Origin of the sequence: Croceibacterium atlanticum, assembly GCF_001008165.2 — a bacterium.
GTDB classification, from domain to species: Bacteria; Pseudomonadota; Alphaproteobacteria; order Sphingomonadales; family Sphingomonadaceae; genus Croceibacterium_C; species Croceibacterium_C atlanticum.
Genome location: NZ_CP011452.2, coordinates 105,283 through 122,027 on the forward strand (window position 1 = coordinate 105,283; position 16,745 = coordinate 122,027).

Annotated in this window: 16 protein-coding genes; 6 read left to right on the top strand and 10 right to left on the bottom strand. The window is 60.8% G+C overall.

All coding sequences use genetic code 11. The annotated features are described in order from the left end of the window. Nucleotides 1-7 precede the first annotated feature (7 nt). From WYH_RS00600 to WYH_RS00620, 6 genes are all read left to right on the top strand, one after another. A complete protein-coding gene (locus WYH_RS00600; RefSeq protein WP_046902286.1) occupies nucleotides 8-448 on the top strand; it encodes an endonuclease domain-containing protein in 441 nt (146 codons plus the stop codon). Between the two features lie 343 nt (nucleotides 449-791). Then, entirely contained in the window at nucleotides 792-1,901 is a 1,110-nt protein-coding gene (halA, locus tag WYH_RS16360) for an anti-phage Hailong system effector protein HalA (RefSeq protein WP_082347691.1), read from the top strand. Further along, nucleotides 1,898-2,578: a nucleotidyltransferase domain-containing protein gene (locus tag WYH_RS00605; protein ID WP_082347693.1), complete on the top strand. Its 681-nt coding sequence runs from the start codon at nucleotides 1,898-1,900 to the stop codon at nucleotides 2,576-2,578. The genes halA and WYH_RS00605 overlap by 4 nt, the downstream gene beginning before the upstream one ends. Nucleotides 2,579-2,640: 62 nt before the next feature. After that, nucleotides 2,641-3,345, top strand: a complete 705-nt coding sequence (locus tag WYH_RS00610; protein ID WP_156320027.1) for a hypothetical protein — start codon at nucleotides 2,641-2,643, stop codon at nucleotides 3,343-3,345. Between the two features lie 159 nt (nucleotides 3,346-3,504). Further along, nucleotides 3,505-3,933, top strand: coding sequence for a CHRD domain-containing protein (locus tag WYH_RS00615; protein ID WP_046902288.1), 429 nt, complete (start codon nucleotides 3,505-3,507; stop codon nucleotides 3,931-3,933). 103 nt (nucleotides 3,934-4,036) lie between these two features. Beyond that, on the top strand, nucleotides 4,037-4,450 hold the full coding sequence (locus WYH_RS00620; RefSeq protein ID WP_053833315.1) for a CHRD domain-containing protein: 414 nt from the start codon (nucleotides 4,037-4,039) through the stop codon (nucleotides 4,448-4,450). Nucleotides 4,451-4,454: 4 nt separating this feature from the next. Here the strand turns inward: WYH_RS00620 and WYH_RS16365 are convergent, their stop codons facing one another. From WYH_RS16365 to WYH_RS00670, 10 genes are all read right to left on the bottom strand, one after another. After that, on the bottom strand, nucleotides 4,455-4,997 hold the full coding sequence (locus WYH_RS16365; protein WP_413226735.1) for a septal ring lytic transglycosylase RlpA family protein: 543 nt from the start codon (nucleotides 4,995-4,997) through the stop codon (nucleotides 4,455-4,457). Nucleotides 4,998-5,331: 334 nt separating this feature from the next. After that, nucleotides 5,332-6,549 carry an argininosuccinate synthase gene (locus tag WYH_RS00630; protein ID WP_046902289.1) on the bottom strand — a complete coding sequence of 406 codons (1,218 nt, stop codon included), beginning with the start codon at nucleotides 6,547-6,549 and terminating at the stop codon, nucleotides 5,332-5,334. 194 nt (nucleotides 6,550-6,743) lie between these two features. Next, the gene (locus WYH_RS00635; protein ID WP_046902290.1) at nucleotides 6,744-8,105 is read right to left on the bottom strand and encodes an MATE family efflux transporter; all 1,362 of its coding nucleotides are present in this window, start codon (nucleotides 8,103-8,105) and stop codon (nucleotides 6,744-6,746) included. 36 nt (nucleotides 8,106-8,141) lie between these two features. Further along, a complete protein-coding gene (locus WYH_RS00640; protein ID WP_046902291.1) occupies nucleotides 8,142-9,416 on the bottom strand; it encodes an SAM-dependent methyltransferase in 1,275 nt (424 codons plus the stop codon). A gap of 23 nt (nucleotides 9,417-9,439) precedes the next feature. Beyond that, nucleotides 9,440-10,711, bottom strand: coding sequence for an SAM-dependent methyltransferase (locus WYH_RS00645; RefSeq protein ID WP_046902292.1), 1,272 nt, complete (start codon nucleotides 10,709-10,711; stop codon nucleotides 9,440-9,442). A gap of 112 nt (nucleotides 10,712-10,823) precedes the next feature. Continuing rightward, nucleotides 10,824-11,564: a molybdopterin-dependent oxidoreductase gene (locus tag WYH_RS00650; protein ID WP_046902293.1), complete on the bottom strand. Its 741-nt coding sequence runs from the start codon at nucleotides 11,562-11,564 to the stop codon at nucleotides 10,824-10,826. Beyond that, the gene (locus WYH_RS00655) at nucleotides 11,551-12,225 is read right to left on the bottom strand and encodes a cytochrome b/b6 domain-containing protein (protein ID WP_046902294.1); all 675 of its coding nucleotides are present in this window, start codon (nucleotides 12,223-12,225) and stop codon (nucleotides 11,551-11,553) included. The genes WYH_RS00650 and WYH_RS00655 overlap by 14 nt, the downstream gene beginning before the upstream one ends. Next, nucleotides 12,222-12,986, bottom strand: a complete 765-nt coding sequence (locus WYH_RS00660) for an SDR family oxidoreductase (RefSeq protein ID WP_046902295.1) — start codon at nucleotides 12,984-12,986, stop codon at nucleotides 12,222-12,224. Before WYH_RS00660 ends, WYH_RS00655 begins: the two co-directional genes overlap by 4 nt. A gap of 177 nt (nucleotides 12,987-13,163) precedes the next feature. After that, nucleotides 13,164-14,615, bottom strand: coding sequence for a helicase HerA domain-containing protein (locus WYH_RS00665; RefSeq protein WP_046902296.1), 1,452 nt, complete (start codon nucleotides 14,613-14,615; stop codon nucleotides 13,164-13,166). Between the two features lie 74 nt (nucleotides 14,616-14,689). After that, nucleotides 14,690-16,723, bottom strand: a complete 2,034-nt coding sequence (locus tag WYH_RS00670; RefSeq protein ID WP_413226741.1) for an NAD(+) synthase — start codon at nucleotides 16,721-16,723, stop codon at nucleotides 14,690-14,692. Nucleotides 16,724-16,745: the final 22 nt, after the last annotated feature.

Sequence of the window (16,745 nt, forward strand, 5' to 3'; positions counted from 1 at the left end):
ACACCAGATGTTCCGCGATCCCGCCCCCAAATCCACGCAAGCCACCACACGCCGCGCGCGCAGCCTGCGCCGGCGCATGAGCCTGCCCGAAGTGCTGCTATGGCGCTATCTGCGCGGGCAGCCCGGCGGCATCAAGTTCCGCCGCCAGCACCAGACCGGCCCCTATGTGCTGGATTTCTACTGCATGGATGCAAGCCTGGCTGTCGAGGTGGACGGCAAGGCGCATGACGATCCCACCCGCGCCGCGCGGGACGAAGCGCGCGATGCCTGGCTCGCCCGCCACGGGATCGGCACTCTGCGCATTCCCGCCCGCGAGATCCTCGCCGATCCGGCGCGTGCGGCCGAGGCACTGCTGGACCATGCGCGGTCCCGCCTGCCCCTCCACCACCCGGCTGCGCCGGGCGGTCCCCCTCCCCGAGCCAAGCTCGGGGAGGATCAGAAGGCCTGAACCGCAGCAAAAAAAAAAGATCCTCCCCGAACTAGTTCGGGGAGGGGGACCGCCAAAGGCGGTGGAGGGGCGAGGGCGCTGGGCCAGCCCTGTCTGAACGCCCTCCCGCTAGCGAGGGGGGCGGGGCCAGTATTCTACTCGTGCGGGCGGTTCGGGGGCACAAGGAATGCTGGGCGCAGCACAACCGGTCTTAGCTTGACCGTATGGGAAGGCGGATCGAGCGAGCCGCTGGCAAGTTAAGTATACTGCGCCGGAAGACTTGATAGGGGCTTTATTTTTTCAGTAAATTGAATGAACGTCTAGCAGAATTTGAGTTGGGGTTGTCGATATTGAAGGGGGGGGGATGTGGAGTGCGATTAAATCTCTTGTTTGTCCGAAGTCAAAGGCAGTGCTCGAGAAAGTTGAGCCGAAAAGACAACATTTAACAGGACACATGGGTCACAGAAGGAGAGACTGTTGGTGGGATCCAATCTATAGTCCGGACCTCGATGGAGAGCTCACAGAGGGCGACTGGAATTTTAATCAAACCGCCGGGCCATGCCAAAAGTTCTTTATTGGAAAACAGCTTGATGGCGTTGTGTCTCGTGGAGATACGTTCAAAGTTATTGGCATTACATTTAAGGACTGTGATTTCCAAGGACTGTTCGACTCTGATACGCTTTTTATGTTCGACAGATGTATATTTGTCCGCTGTGACTTTGCGTATTCAAAATGGATAGATGCCCATTTTCGAAATTGTATTTTTGAAAATTGTTCGTTTTCATTATCACATTTCAATCGATGTGAATTTAGGAGTAACAAATTCAAAAAAATTGGCATATCTGGAAGCAAGACCGTCTTTGATAGAACATTTGTGACGAATCCAAATGAATTAATTGAAGCGGGGTGCAGTGGCGTACATCCAGATGAAGGAAAATGGAAAAACAGCCTATATCAATGGTTCAGGCTGCAGGGCACGAGAGCTCATCTTGCAAGGACATTGCTCTCATCGCACGATTCAGTCGGAGATGATTATACCTTTTACAAGACGGCGAAGTTGCATGATCTTCAGCAATCAAAGGCAAAAATTGCTTCGAATATATTTAATATCCTTTTTCCGGAAGATCGCAGCCGGTTGTCATCATTTTTTGGCCTAATTTTCAATTTATTTGAGAATCTGCTTCTTAGACTTATAGGTTTGTTGAATGGGTGGGGCGCATCAGCCTTACGGCCGCTCATTGGAATTGCCGGATTATGGCTTGTCTCTGGGTGGGGTTATCTGCATCTCTTTGGTGTAGGGCAGCCGTGGCAAAAAAGTTTCAACATCACAATTTTAGCCGGTTATAGTAATGAATACGTTATTGGTATGCATAATAACTTGGCTATATTTCAGAGTATTCACGCCGTCTTGGCTGTAATTTTTTACACTATCTTCTTTGGGACAATAATAGCAAGGCTCTCGAGAGTGAGATGAGTTCAGCGTTAATTTTATATGGAAGTCGCGCTCGGGAAGATGCTCGCGAAGGCTCTGACGTAGACCTCCTCGTTTGCCCGCCTAAAGGTAACCCTTTGGCGCCCCGAAAGTTTGATGGGCTAAGTATTCACATTTACCCTCAAGACTGGCTAGTCTTGAAGGCGCGGGAAGGAGATCTATTTGCCTGTCATATTGCGTTCGAAGGTGTTTCTATACTCTACGGTGAGCGCTTTTTAGGAAAGATGAAAAGCTGCTTTCAGTGGAAAGAAAGTTACCAAGAGGAGCGTGAGATGGCTCTCGCTATTCTAAGTCTGACATCGCGTTCTGATTGGGCCTACAATGAGGAGATAAGAAGGCGTTTTTTTTGGGCAGTTCGAACTTTGGCCTTGACGATCCTCGGGGATCGCAGGGTGATTGATTTTTCACTCGAGTCAATTAATTCGGCCTTAAAGAGAAGCGATATCGATAGCCTTTTTCAGAGGCGCGAGAATGCAAGTTTTGACGAATGTAAAATTCTTGCAGAAGATATACTTCAAGAATTTGATTGGTATAATGATATGGATATAGCTGATTTGACTAAACATTTGTTGGATCTTGGTGGAATCGGATTAAATACTGTAAAGCTTGTCGAAACTCACCAAGCGATCGATGTGGGATCGCTTCCCGCCTATATTTGATCCTTCCCTACAGCCCCCAATCCATGCTCCGCCCGGTTCCCTGCATCCCAAACAGGTGAACCATGTCCGATCTCTCCCCCGCCGCTTTCCCCGTTCCCGCTTGCCCGCCGCTCTTCTCGCCCCGCCGGCAGAGGGATTTTTGCGAGGCGCTGTCGCAGCATGGCAATGTCCGGGTGGCCTGCCGGGCGGCCGGGGTCAGTCCGCAGACGGCTTATCGCGCGAAGCGGGGTTCGGAGGATTTTCGGGCCTGCTGGGATGCGGCATTGCTGCTCGCGCGCGATCATGCGGAGGCGGTGCTGGCGGACCGGGCGCTGAACGGCGTGGAGGAAGCGGTGTTCTATCATGGGGAGGAGGTCGCCACGCGGCGGCGTTATGATACCCGGCTGCTGCTTGCCCATCTCGCCCGGCTGGACCGGATGGCCGAAAAGATGGAGGAAAGCGGGGCAGGCTCCCCCCATGGCGGCGGCTTTGATGAGGCGCTGGACGCGCTGGCCCATGGCGCGCCGGTGGCGGGGCCGGGCGGGGCGCTGTCCCCGCGGCGCGAGGTTCAGGACAAGGATGACGGGGAAGTGATCCCTGCCTTTGAACGGCGCTTGCACGCGATGGAAGCGGCGCGGCCCTTCGATGCGCCGCCGCTCAGCGCTCTCGGCGATGCGGGGGAGGTGGAGGCGGTGCAGCTCCTCGCCTTTGAAGCGGGTGAAGAGGAATGGTGGCTGGTCACTCCCGATGAGGAGGATTTGCGGGCCATGCGCATGGCGAATTTCTGATCGCAGGACAGTGTTCCAGCCGTTCCAGCCGTGCATGGCGCGCGATGAAATGAGGGGCGATTTCCTCCCACGGGCGATTTGCGGTATCTTCCCCTCCAGCGGTCCGACGTGGCCGGGCTCTCTGCGCGGCGCGTCGCAAACGCGTGTGGGAGAGTGGAAATGGGATTCACGCGGAATGCGGGGCTATGCGCCCTGTCGGCTGCGCTGCTGGCCGGCCCGGCCGGGGCGCAGGATTATGTCGGCATAAGTGCCAATCTGTTCGGCACCTCCATACCGGGCGGCGGGGCAGGCGGCGATGCCAGCGCGGATTTCAATGGGGAGATAGACTTCACCCAGGACCGGCTGTGCTATTACTTTGAAGGGACGGGGCTGGCGGATGCGCAATCGGCCCATATCCACGAAGCGGCAGAGGGCAAGGCCGGGCCGGAAGTGGCCACTCTGGAATTGCCGGCCGAAGATGCGGACGAGGTGTGTATGACGCTGGAACGGACGCTGCTGGAATGGATGGCGCGCGATCCCGGCTCTTACTACGTGGATGTGCACACACAGGCGCATCCGGGCGGGGCAGTGCGCGGGCAGATGGGCTGACGGCGGGAACCCCGGCGCGGGCCCGTGCATTTTCGCGGCAGGGGTGGCGCCGGTTGCCCGCATCCCCCTCTGGCCGGTGTCACCTCCCGACTGGAAAGGGAGAATGATGCACGCGATCTGCAAATCCACCTTCATCGCGCTGGGGGCGCTGGCGCTTACCACGACGGCCACGGCCCAGCAGAGCAAGAACCCCGTTCTTTCCGCCACGATCGACGATGGCGTGGGCAGCGGCCATTTCACCGCGGTGATCGATCAGGAAGCGGGGCAGATGTGCTACATGCTGAATATCGCGACGCATGAAGCGGCAACCGGCGCCCATATCCATGCGGGCGCCAAGGGTGAAAGGGGCGATGTGGTCATTCCGCTGGCTACTCCGGTGGACGGAGCGAGCGGCGATTGCGTGGATATAGGGGCGGAGATGGCGCAGGCGCTGATTGCCGGCCCGGGCAATTATTACGTCAATATCCACACCGGCAGCTTCCCCCAGGGCGTGGTGCGCGGCCAGTTGCGGGGGTAGGGCGTCAGTCGGAAAGAAGCGCGAGCTGGACCGTTCCGTGGCCGGCAGCAACGATGCCGACTTCCTCGGCGGCGCCGCGTGAAAGGTCGATCGTGCGGCCCTTCACGAACGGCCCGCGATCATTGATGCGCACTACGACCGAACGGCCGTTGCGCGGGTTGGTGACGCGGACCTTGCTGCCGAAGGGCAGGGTGCGATGCGCGGCCGTATGCTGTTGCGGATCGAACGCCTCGCCGCTGGCGGTGGGGCGGCCGGCGAAACGCTTGCCGTAATAGGAAGCGATGCCGGTGCCGAGATCCTCTGCCTGCGCCGGTTCGATCGTTTCGAGATCGACGGCGTGGTCCGGCACGGAAAGGGCGCTGGGCGGCCGGTCATATTTGACGAAGGCTGCGTCGAAATCTTCTTCGGAGGGGGCAAAGCGCGGCATGTCCACAGGCGCTTCCGCTGCAGGCGTCGCCACCTCTACGGCATCCGCGGCATTCACCGCGGTAAGCGATCCGACAAGGGCGAGCAGCGCCACGGCGCCAATCGCGATACGGTTCATCATTGCCCGAAACTCCCGTCCAATGAGTGGCCGACCCAATACCGGAGCGCTGTGGGAAGGAATACCCTGTGGCGGGCACTTCGCCCTGCGGTGCACTCGACTCATCCCGAAACAGTGAGAATTCGGAAACCTCCCCGCACAACTGGACGCTGCCTGTCGGCGCTGGTGAACGGTTAGCCGTGAGTGCGAGTCGGTTGCTGCTGCCCTACTCGTGCAGGAGCGGGCAGTGTGCCGCATCGATTCGCAAATATGGTGGCACAAAGAGAAATGGGGCCAGCCTTGCGGCCGGCCCCTGTTCACGGATGGCTTCGTCAACGCCTTGACGAATCGTCCGAAATTACTTGCCGTCGCGCTGGGCCAACAGGCGCAGGCGCAATGCGTTCAGCTTGATGAAGCCTTGCGCATCCTGCTGATCATAAGCGCCCGCGTCGTCTTCAAACGTGACGTGACGTTCGGAATAGAGCGAATCCGGGCTCTTGCGTCCGACGACGGAAGCGAGACCCTTGTACAGCTTCAGCCGTACGGCGCCGTTCACGCGTTCCTGGCTGTGGTCGATTGCGGCCTGCAGCATTTCACGCTCTGGCGAGAACCAGAAGCCGTTATAGATCAGCTCCGCATATTTCGGCATCAGCTCATCCTTGAGATGGGCCGCGCCGCGATCCAGCGTGATCTGTTCGATCCCGCGATGGGCGGCGGCATAGATCGTGCCACCCGGCGTTTCATACATGCCGCGGCTCTTCATGCCGACGAAGCGGTTTTCGACCAGATCGAGCCGGCCGATGCCATGTTTGCGGCCAAGTTCGTTCAACTCGGTCAGCAGCGTGGCCGGGCTCATCGCCTTGCCGTTGAGCGAAATGCCATCGCCCTTGTCAAAGCCGATCTCGATATATTCGGGCGTGTCCGGCGCATCTTCGGGATTGACCGTGCGGGAATAGACATAATCCGGCGTTTCTTCCCACGGATCTTCCAGCACCTTGCCTTCGGAAGATGTGTGCAGGAGATTGGCATCGGTGGAGAAGGGGCTTTCGCCGCGCTTGTCCTTGGGCACCGAGATCTGGTGCTTTTCCGCCCATTCGATCAGCGCGCTGCGCGAACCGAGATCCCATTCGCGCCACGGCGCAATCACCTTGATATCGGGATCGAGCGCATAGGCGGAAAGTTCGAAACGCACCTGGTCGTTGCCCTTGCCGGTCGCGCCATGGGCAATTGCATCGGCGCCGGTTTCGCGCGCGATTTCGATCAGCCGCTTGGAAATGAGCGGTCGCGCGATGGAAGTGCCGAGCAGATAGTCGCCTTCATACCGGGCATTGGCGCGGAACATGGGGAAGACGAAATCACGCACGAATTCCTCGCGCACGTCTTCGATATAGATATGTTCGTCAGGAATGCCCATCAGGCGCGCCTTCTGGCGGGCGGGTTCGATCTCTTCGCCCTGGCCCAGATCGGCCGTGAAGGTGACGACTTCGCAATTGTAGGTCACCTGCAGCCACTTGGCGATCACGCTGGTGTCGAGGCCGCCGGAATAGGCGAGGACGACACGCTTGATATCGGACATTCGAAAGGCTCCTGCGGGGTTGATCGCGCGCCGTTAACAGGCCCGGCGGAATTAGGCCAGTTCCCTCAATCGATCTGTGCGGCATCCCTTTGTGGATTGAACCGCGAGATATGGTCCAGCCAGGCCCTGGGCTTGCACGGCAGATTCTCGGCATCGGTGCAGGCATCCGGAAATGACTGACGCATCGGAGAAGATTATTCAGCCGGTTTTGCCTCCGCAAGAGGGGCCCGTTTCGATATGCGGTGCATGAGTGAAGGGAGGTGAGCGCCAAGCGCGGCGGCACGCAGGATATAGCTGGCCGTGAAAGCGATCCACACGCCCCAATTTCCATGAGGGCGAAGCGCGAAATCAAGCGCCAGATAGGAAAGCGTGGAAATCACCGCAGCATTGCGCAGCGCCCGGCCGGCAGTGGCGCCGATGAAGATCCCGTCCAGAAGCCAGCTCGGCATTCCCAGAACGGGGATCAATGCGGCAAAGAACAGGAAATCGCGCGCGATAGCGCGTGTTTCGGGATCCGTGGTTATCGCATGGATGGCCGCGCTGCCGCCAAGCCAGAAGACAAGCGAAAGCAGCACGCCGCCAAGCAGAGAGAACTCACCCGCCAGCCTGATTGCGCGGCGGAACTGCTGCGGCGAATTTGCGCCGATCGCCTTGCCGATGCGCGATTCGGCGGTGAAGGCGAAAGCATCCAGAACGAATGCCGCCACGCTCACGAATTGCAGCAGCACATGGTTCGCCGCCAGGGTCACGGCGCCGAGCCGGGCACCGGCATTGGCGAACCAGGCGAACAGGAAAAGCAGGGCGATGGTGCGGATCATGAGGTCGCGATTGACCGCGAAGAGCCGCGCCAGTGCCGCCCGATCAAACACCATGCTGGCCCCGAGATCTCGGAAGATGGCGAATGGCGAACGGCCGGCAATTTGCGTGGCCACCACAAGGCCGGTTGCCAGCGCAATCCATTCCGCGCCGGCCGTGCCCAGTCCCACGCCCCGTGCACCCATGCCGAGGCCCCAGACAAAGCCGATATCGAGCGCGATATTGGCGATGTTCATGACCACTTGCAGCAGCAGCGCGGCGCGGGTTCGGCCAAGGCCGAGCAGCCAGCCATTGATGGCAAAGACGCACAGGGCTGCGGGGGCGCCGAAAAAGCGCGCGCCGACATAACCGCCCGCTTCGCGGCTGACTTCTTCTCCTCCGGCAAGCAGGGCGAAGGCCAGTTCGCCGATGGGCCATTGCAGCAGCACCAGAACAAAACCGATTGCAGCCCCGATGGCCAGTGAACGTAGCAGCAATGCGGCCACCTCGCGCTCGTCGCCGGACCCTTCGGCCTGGGCGGTCAGCCCGGTCATCCCCATGCGCAGGAAGCCGAAGCTCCAGAAGACCATGGAAATGATCGTTGCCCCGAGAGCCACGCCGGCCAGCGCGGCGGCATCCCCGGTTCGGCCGACCACGGCCGCATCGACAATTCCGACCAGCGGGACAGATGCCTGGCCAAGCATTATCGGCCAGGCCTGCGCAAAGATCGAAGCGCGGGTGAGGGGCTGGGTCTTCTGCATGGGGCGGGGCCTTACCCGCTTGCCCCCGGCTTGTCGTTACCTGGCCGGCCGGGGTTCCTGTTCCGGCGCCTGGAGCAGCGCGTTCTCCGCCTTTTCCATATAGTTGCGGGTGAGGGGCAGGGCGTCGCGCTGGCGGATATACTGGATCTGGTAATTGCACATTCCGCCGAATGTGAAGGAAGTGGCCGCGCCCGCGAGATAGAAGGTCCACATGCGGAAGAAGCGATCGTCATACATGGCGACGATCGCATCCTTGTTGGCCATGCAGTTGGCATACCATTCGTCGATCGTCTTTGCGTAGTGGACGCGCAATGTCTCCACATCGCTGGCGATCAGGCGGACCTTCTCGCTGGCTTCCACCGTTTCGCTCAAGGCCGGGATATAGCCGCCCGGGAAGATATATTTATCGGTGAATGCGTCGGTAAAGCCGGGCTTGCCCATGCGGCCGATCGTGTGGATCAAGGCGACGCCGTCTTCCTTCATCAATCGCGCGCAGGTGCGGAAGAAGGTTTCATATTGCGGCGTGCCGACATGTTCGAACATGCCGACTGACACGATCCTGTCGAACTGGTCCCCGCGATCCGGCAATTCACGATAATCGATCAGTTCAAAGCGAACCTTGTCGGCCACGCCCGCGGCCTCTGCCCGCTTCCGGGCGAGGGCGAGCTGTTCTTCGCTGAGAGTGATGCCGAGCACATCCACCCCGGCACGCTGGGCCAGAAAGATTGCCATGCCGCCCCACCCGCAGCCGATATCGAGCACGCGCTGGCCGGGTTTCAGGTCCAGCTTGGCGGCGATATGCGCGAGCTTCGCCTCCTGCGCCTGGGCCAGCGTTTCCACGCCTTCCGCCCAGTAGGCGCAGCTATATTGCATATGTTCGGGATCGAGCATCAGCTCGTAAAGCGCGTTGCCGATATCGTAGTGATGGGCGACATTACGCTTGGAACTGCCCGGCTTGTTGAAAGACCGGATCAGGGATTTTGCGCGCGATATAACGCGTTTGTGCAGTTTGGGTGAGCCCAGGTCACGGCCTGCATCCCACCGGCTGTTCGCGCGGGCGAGGATGACGAGCTGCATGATGTCGCCGCGATCGAGCTGGATCCGGCCATCCATATAGGCTTCGGCCACGCCCAATCTGATATCCAGGACTATGTCCCGCGGAACCTTGCTGTCCGTGAAGCGAATGGCGACATCGGGGAAACCGGGCGCCGGTTCCCCGAAGGTCTTTTTCGTCCCGTCGGCGTAGGTGAGTTCCAGCGTGCCCTTGTGAATGAGCGAGGACAGCAATCGATCGATCAGGCGTGTGCTCATGCTCTGGTGCTCTCTGGTTATGTTTACTCTGCGGCTTGTGCCAGATGCCAGACGGGCGGATCCTCGCTTTCCCGCAGCCGCGTGGCTTCTTCTTCCATATATTCGCGGGTCATGGGGATCGCCGCCCGGTCCTTCACATACTGGATCTGCCAGTTGACCAGCGTGCCGTGGCGGAAACTCTGTTCCGCCCCGGCGAGATAGAACTGCCACATGCGATAGAATTGTTCGTCATACATATGGACGATCTCGTCCCTGTGCATGACCGTGCGGTTGTACCATTCTTCCAGCGTATGGCTGTAATGGAAGCGCATCGCCTCCACATCCATCACCTGCCAGCCATAGCGTTCGCTCTGGGTCACCAGTTCGGACAGGGCCGGGATATAACCGCCCGGGAAGATGTATTTGCGGGTCCACGCATCGGTGAAGCCCGGCGGGCCCGCACGCCCGCAGCAATGGGAAAACATCACGCCGTCCGGTTTCAGCAGACGGTTCGTATGTTCGAAGAACTGCGGATAATGCGGCGTGCCGACATGTTCCAGCAGACCGACCGAGCTGATCCGGTCGAACTGTCCCTGCACGTCGCGATAGTCCATCAGCGCGAACTTCACCTTGTCGTCCACGCCGGCGGCTTTCGCACGTTCCTGGCAGAAGGCGATCTGGTCCGGCGCGAGCGCCACGCCGAGCACTTCGCAATCATAATGCTTGTTGAGATACATGGCGAAGCCGCCCCAGCCACAGCCGATATCGAGCACTTTCATGCCCGGCTTCAGATACATCTTGGCCGCCATATGGGCCTTCTTGTCGAGCTGGGCCTTTTCCAGGCTGTTCGCCGTGTCGCGGTAATAGGCCATCGTATATTGGCGGTCCTCGTCGAGGAACAGCTCGTACAGGCGGCGGGTCAGATTATAGGTGTGTTCGGCATTCTTGCGCGCCTTGCTGCGCAAATTGATGCTGTCGGCTTTCGCCGCGACCTTTTGCGCCAGACGCTTCAGCGGGCCCTGCGGCTGAAGCGCGCGGTCGCCATGGGCCTTGGACTGTTCGGTGACGAACAGGATCATGTCGCGAATATCGTGGGGCGGATCGACTTCCAGCCAGCCCCGCATATAGGCTTCGCCCGCGCCCACTTGCGGATAGCGGGCAATGTGGGCGGCAGCTTTCGGATGCGTCAGCCGGATATTCAGCGTGTCTCCACTATCGCCGCCGGGGCCGAATTCGTAAATCTTGCCATCGTGGTCGGTAATAATCAGCTGGCCTTTTCGGATCAGCTTCCCAAGCATCTTATTCAGCAACCACATGTGGTGCGTGTCCCCCAGATATCGCTATGTGAATGCCACTAGACCGGGGGCATTGCCGGCTGTCAATCTGGCCATGGCCCGCAGATGTGGCCGAAAATGCGCCGGCGCCGGATCAGATCCCCGCATACCATTGGTAGCCGGTGCGATCTTCCCAATAACCGCCTTGTCCCTGGCCCACATCGGCAAGGCTCGCCACGGCTTCCACGCCGGTCAGATACTTCGCGCTCTTGTAACCCAGTTGCCGTTCGATCCGCACGCGCAGCGGCGCGCCATTGCGCATGGGCAGCGGTTCCTCGTTCAGTTCATGGGCGATGATGGTCTGCGGATGATAGGCATCCGCCAGATCGACGCTTTCGTAATATTTGCCGCCATTCAGCGTGTCGGCGCAGTGGAACACGACGAATTTCGCTTCCGGCCGAAGCTGGGCGAGGTCGAGGATATGGCCCAGTTGCGGCCCGGTCCACTGGCCGATCGCGCTCCAACCCTCCACGCAATCATGCCGGGTTATCTGGGTTCTCTGCGGCATGGCTTTCAATTGCGCCATGGAAAGCGACAATTCCCGTTCGACCAGGCCGGTTATGGCAAGGTTCCAATCCGCGAAACCGTTTTCCAGAGCCGCCTGATAGGCCGGGTCCTCAATCTGGGTCGTGCCATTGCCGCGGAAGAAGGGTGAAATGTCGGCTTTCGTATATTCCGGCGCCAGTGCCTGATCGCCGCCGATCGCGCGGTGGGCGCCGCGATGCAGGTCCTCCGCCTTGTCCACCGCCGCGCCGAACCATTTGCTGTCGCTGATTTTGGAACAGCCGGCCGTCAACGTGGCGGCAAGACCGGCGATCACGTTACGCCTTTTCATCGATCCGACCTCCGGTGATCATGTCGCGCAGCTGGCCGAACGGCCCGGACAGCAGCACCAGCAGAATGTGAATGACGAAAAAGGCGAAGATCAGCCAGGCGCAGATGAAGTGGATCGAACGCGCGCTCTGCCTCCCGCCGAAAATATCGGTCAGCCAGGGCAGGGCAGCTTCCATGCCGGGGCTCATCACCATGCCGGTGAAGATCATCAGTGGCAGCAGCACGAAGATTACCCCGCCATAGGATGCCTTTTGCAGGAAATTGTACTTTCCCGGCCCGTGGTGGAAATCGAACTTCAGATGGGCGCGAATATCGGACCGGATGGCTGCTGGCGCCCATTCCGCCCGGCGCGTGGCGATGTCCCGCCGGAAATGGCCGTTCAGCAGCGCCACGAGCATGAATAGCAGCAACGATACCGCGAAGACCCAGGCGAAGATGACATGCCAGTCCCGCGCCGTGGCGAGGCTGTAATATCCCGGGATCGTCGCCCATCCGGGGAAGCGCGGCACATGCAGCCAGGCAGCGGAAGGTTCAAAACCCCAGTCTCCCCAATAGAGGCGGGGATGGGCGTTGGAGATGTTTAGCCCCGACATGAACAGCACGACCAGGCTGACAACATTCAGCCAATGCCAGATGCGCGTGGTCAACGCGTGCTTTTTCATCGCCGCTCATCTCCCTCTTCGGTGAGATACATCACGTCGCGCGGTTGCGACAGCAAGTGTTGGCCTGAATCGATGAACAGGCGCTGGCCGCTCGCCATCGGGCCGGTGGCGAGGAAATAAGCGGCATCGGCAACCTCCTGAGCTGAAGTGCGGCGGCGCAGCGGGTTCATCCGGTGCGTGCGCTCGGCATCTTCAGGCGCCTGGTCATGACTGGCGAGGATGGCGCCGGGGGCCAGTTCATATATCCTGTCCTCAACCGCCGCAGTCATGGCGAGCATGGGCACGGTCGCCGCCAATGCGTGCTTGCTCATCGTGTAGGAGAAGAAGTCGGGATTGGGATTGGCCAGTTTCTGGTCCGTCAGCTGGATTACCCGCCGCCCATTGGCGGAGCGCGCCTGGGCGAAAAAGAGCTGGGCCATGAGAGCCGGGGCCAGTGCGTTGATCTGCATCGCCTGCGCATTCGTTGCCGGGTCCAGTCCGGTCGCGGAATCGGGGCGAAATACCGATGCGGAATTGATCAGCACCCGCCAATCGCCATGTCGCGCGGCGAGATCGGCGATCATGCGCCGTGCCGCCTGATTGTCCGCCAGATCGCAGCGGATCACTTCGGCGCTATCCAGTTGGGCGGCAAGCTTTTCCGCCTCCACCAGCGAAGTGTTGCAATGCAGGGCGACATGCCATCCCGCTTCGCCAAAGCGGCGGGCGATGGCAGCGCCGATCCGCTTCGCCCCGCCGGTAACGAGGACGCAGGGCCGCGTCATGGCGCGCCTTTCCGTCCGGCGGCTGGAACAGTTGGAACACGGTTCTGTGCGCAAAAATATCGAACCCGGACAATGTCATGTGCGATGCCGGGAGAATGCGATGAAACAAACGCGCTCATTCACCCATTGCAGCACAACCGGCTGGAATAGGAAAGGGCGGGCGCTTGATGGCGCCCTTCAGGCAGCAGCGGTCGTCAGGTTGAGATGGGGGATGGCCACGGTGCGCCTTCCGCCGAAATCGGTGCGGACAACCATCAGCCCCTGGCGTTCGAAATAATCCATCAGGCGCTGGACGCGGCGCGGGGAATTCGTGCCATATACACGCGCCAGTTCGTCATCATCCGGGCAGGGATCGCCCGCCCCGGCGGATCGGGCAATAAGCAGGAACGGGGCCAGCAATTCGTCCGGCACGGATGCTGCCAGCTCCAGTATCGGGGCGAGTTCCGGATCGCTGTCATCGAAACCGGCCAATGCCATGGCGAAACGCCGTTTGAACTGCGCGGCGTTCAACGCATTGGCGGGCGCGCCGCGCATCCGGCAGCGGATAGAGAAATCCTGATAGAGCGAGGCCGGCTGCTGGAAGGAGGCATCCTCCTCTGCCGCCATTTCCATCAGCACTTGGCGCAGCAGCGCCTCGGTTTCCTCCGCATTGGCTGCTGGCAGGTCCGGCACCGGGGCGTGGGCTTCGAAATGGGCGATGCGGCTTTGCAGCTCTTCCGATTCCTCACGCGGAGGAGGGGGCGGCGGCGGAGCAGGGCGAGCGGCCACTTCTTCCGCCAGCCCATCATGCAGGAGGGCCTGCATATCTTCGCCAGAAGCGGCGGGCGGCGGCATCAGGCCGCCGATCATGGAGCGGCCCTGCGTGCGAACGGAGCCGATCTTTACCGACACCGGCCGCCGGCTGACCGCCGGGCCGAGGCCGAGGAAATGGCCGCGTTCCAGATCGCGGATCCGTTCTGCCTGCCGCCGTTCCATGCCCAGCAGATCGGCCGCCCGGACCATGTCGATATCCAGGAAAGTCCGCCCCATCAGGAAGTTGGATGCTTCCGCGGCGACATTCTTGGCCAGTTTTGCCAGACGCTGCGTGGCAATGACGCCCGCAAGACCGCGCTTGCGCCCGCGGCACATCAAGTTCGTCATCGCGCCCAGCGACAGGCGGCGGGCTTCCTCGCTCACTTCACCCGCGGCGGAAGGGGCGAAAAGCTGCGCTTCGTCCACCGTCACAATGGCCGGATACCAATGTTGCGGCGGCGCATCGAACAGCGCGGAAAGGAACAGGGCGGCGCAGCGCATCTGCCCGTCCACCTCCAGCCCGTCCAGCGCCAGCACTACGGATGCGCGATGTTCGCGGATGCGCGCGGCAAGCCGTTCGATCTCGCTATCGGCATAGGCGGATCCGTCGATCACGACATGGCCGAATTCTTCCGCCAGCGTGACGAAATCGCCTTCCGGGTCGATCACGACCTGCTGCACCAAGGCGGCGCTTTCTTCCAGCAGGCGGCGCAGCAGATGCGATTTGCCCGACCCGCTATTGCCCTGGACGAGCAGGCGGGTGGCGAGGAGTTCCTCGATATCGATGCCGACGGGGGCCCCGCGCTCGTCGGTGCCGATTTCGATTCTGCTGTTCACGATTGCCCCTGCCTAGCCGCTGGCGCGCCTGGGCCAAAGGGCGCTGGCGAGTTTTCCAGAGATCGCGAACCAGTTCACGAACCTTCCGGCAATTTCGCCTTCAATTCCTCAAGCCAGACATCGGCCACCGCATCGCTCGGCGCGCGCCAGTCGCCGCGTGGGCTCAGCGCGCCGCCGCTGGAAACTTTCGGGCCGTTGGGAATGGCGCTGCGCTTGAACTGGCTGAAGGCGAAGAAGCGTTTCAGGAAGCTTTCCAGCCAGTGGCGGATCGTGGCCAGATCATATTCGTTCTTCTTCGCTGCCGGGAATTCGGCGGGCCACAGCCCTTCGCCCTTATCGCGCCAGGCATGCCAGGCGAGGAAGGCGACCTTGCTCGGCCGCTGGCCGAAACGCATCACGTGGTGGAGGAAGAAGTCGTTGAGTTCATAGGGGCCAATCTTGGCCTCGGTGCTCTGGATCGCGCCTTCCGCATCGGCAGGCACCAGTTCCGGGCTGATTTCTGTGGCGAGGATGGCGCCCAGCACTTCATCGGTGGCCGCATCGAACTGGTCGGTGCGCGTGCACCAGCGGATCAGATACTGGATCAGCGTTTTCGGCACACCGGCATTGACGGCGTAGTGGCTCATCTGGTCGCCCACGCCGTAAGTGCACCAGCCCAGAGCCAGTTCGGACAGGTCGCCCGTGCCGATCACGAAACCGTTATGCTGCCCGGCCAGGCGGAACAGGTAATCGGTGCGCAGCCCCGCCTGCACGTTTTCGAATGTCACGTCATAGACCGGCTCCCCGCCGGCGAAGGCGTGGCCGATATCTTCCAGCATAAGGCTTGCGGCTGGGCGAATGTCGATTTCCTCGGCGGAAATCCCCAGCGCTTTCATCAGCTTCCAGGCATTGTCTTTCGTCTCGTCCGAAGTGCCGAAGCCCGGCATAGTATAGCCGCGAATGGTGGTGCGCGGCAGGCCGAGCCGGTCGCAGGCCTTGGCTGCAACGATCAGCGCATGGGTGGAATCCAGCCCGCCGGAAATGCCGATCACCAGCGATTTGGGCCGTGTCGCCTCGATCCGGCGCATCAGCCCGTCGACCTGGATGTTGAATGCTTCGTAACAATCCTCGTCCAGCTTTTCCGGGCGATTGGGCACGAAGGGGAAGCGCCGGATCGGGCGGTTGAGGCCAATATCGCCCTTTGCCGGTGCATGGTCGAAAGCGATGAAGCGGAAGCTGTCTTCCGGCCGCCCGGCATGTTCTGCCGCATCGTTGAAAGTCTGCAAACGCAGCCGGTCGTTCTGGATGCGGTCGCAATCGACATCGGCGATGCAGAGTTCCGGCTGCAATTCGAAACGCTGGCTGTCGGCCAGCAAATCGCCCAGTTCGAAGATCATGCCTTGGCCGTCCCAGGCAAGATCAGTCGTGCTTTCGCCGTGGCCAGCGGCGGAATAGACATAGGCGCTGGCCGTGCGCGAGCTTTGCGCGCGGCACAGCATATGCCTTTCGTCCGACTTGCCGATAACGATATTGGAAGCGGACAGATTGGCCAGGATTGTCGCCCCGGCCAGCGCGCCTGCGGTGGATGGCGGGGAGGGCGCCCAGAAATCCTCGCAGATTTCCACGAACAGCCTGAAACCGGGAAGCTGGCTGGACGCGAAGATCAGATCCGTGCCGAAGGGAATTTCATCCCCGCTGACCGTGATCGTGGCACCGCGAATATTGCGGCCATGGGCGAACCAGCGCTTCTCGTAATATTCGCGGTAATTGGGCAGGAAGCTTTTCGGCACGGCGCCCAGCAATTTTCCGTCGGCCACTGCCAGGGCGCAATTATAAAGCCGGCCATTATGGCGCAAGGGTGCGCCGATCAGCATGACCGGGGTCAGCCCCTTGCTGGCCGCGACAATGCCGGCCATTTCGGCTTCCACCGCGTCCAGCAGCGCATCCTGCATGACGAGATCGTCCAGCGCGTAGGATGACAGGCTCAGTTCCGGATAGACCAGGAGATCGACCTGCGCCTCGTGTGCGCGCTTCGCCTCTTCCACGATGGCGCGGGCATTATAGGCCACATCGGCCGTGCGGACGCGCGGCGTACTGGTCGCCACGCGCACGAAACCATGCTGGTGCATGTCGTAGAATGGATGGGTTCCG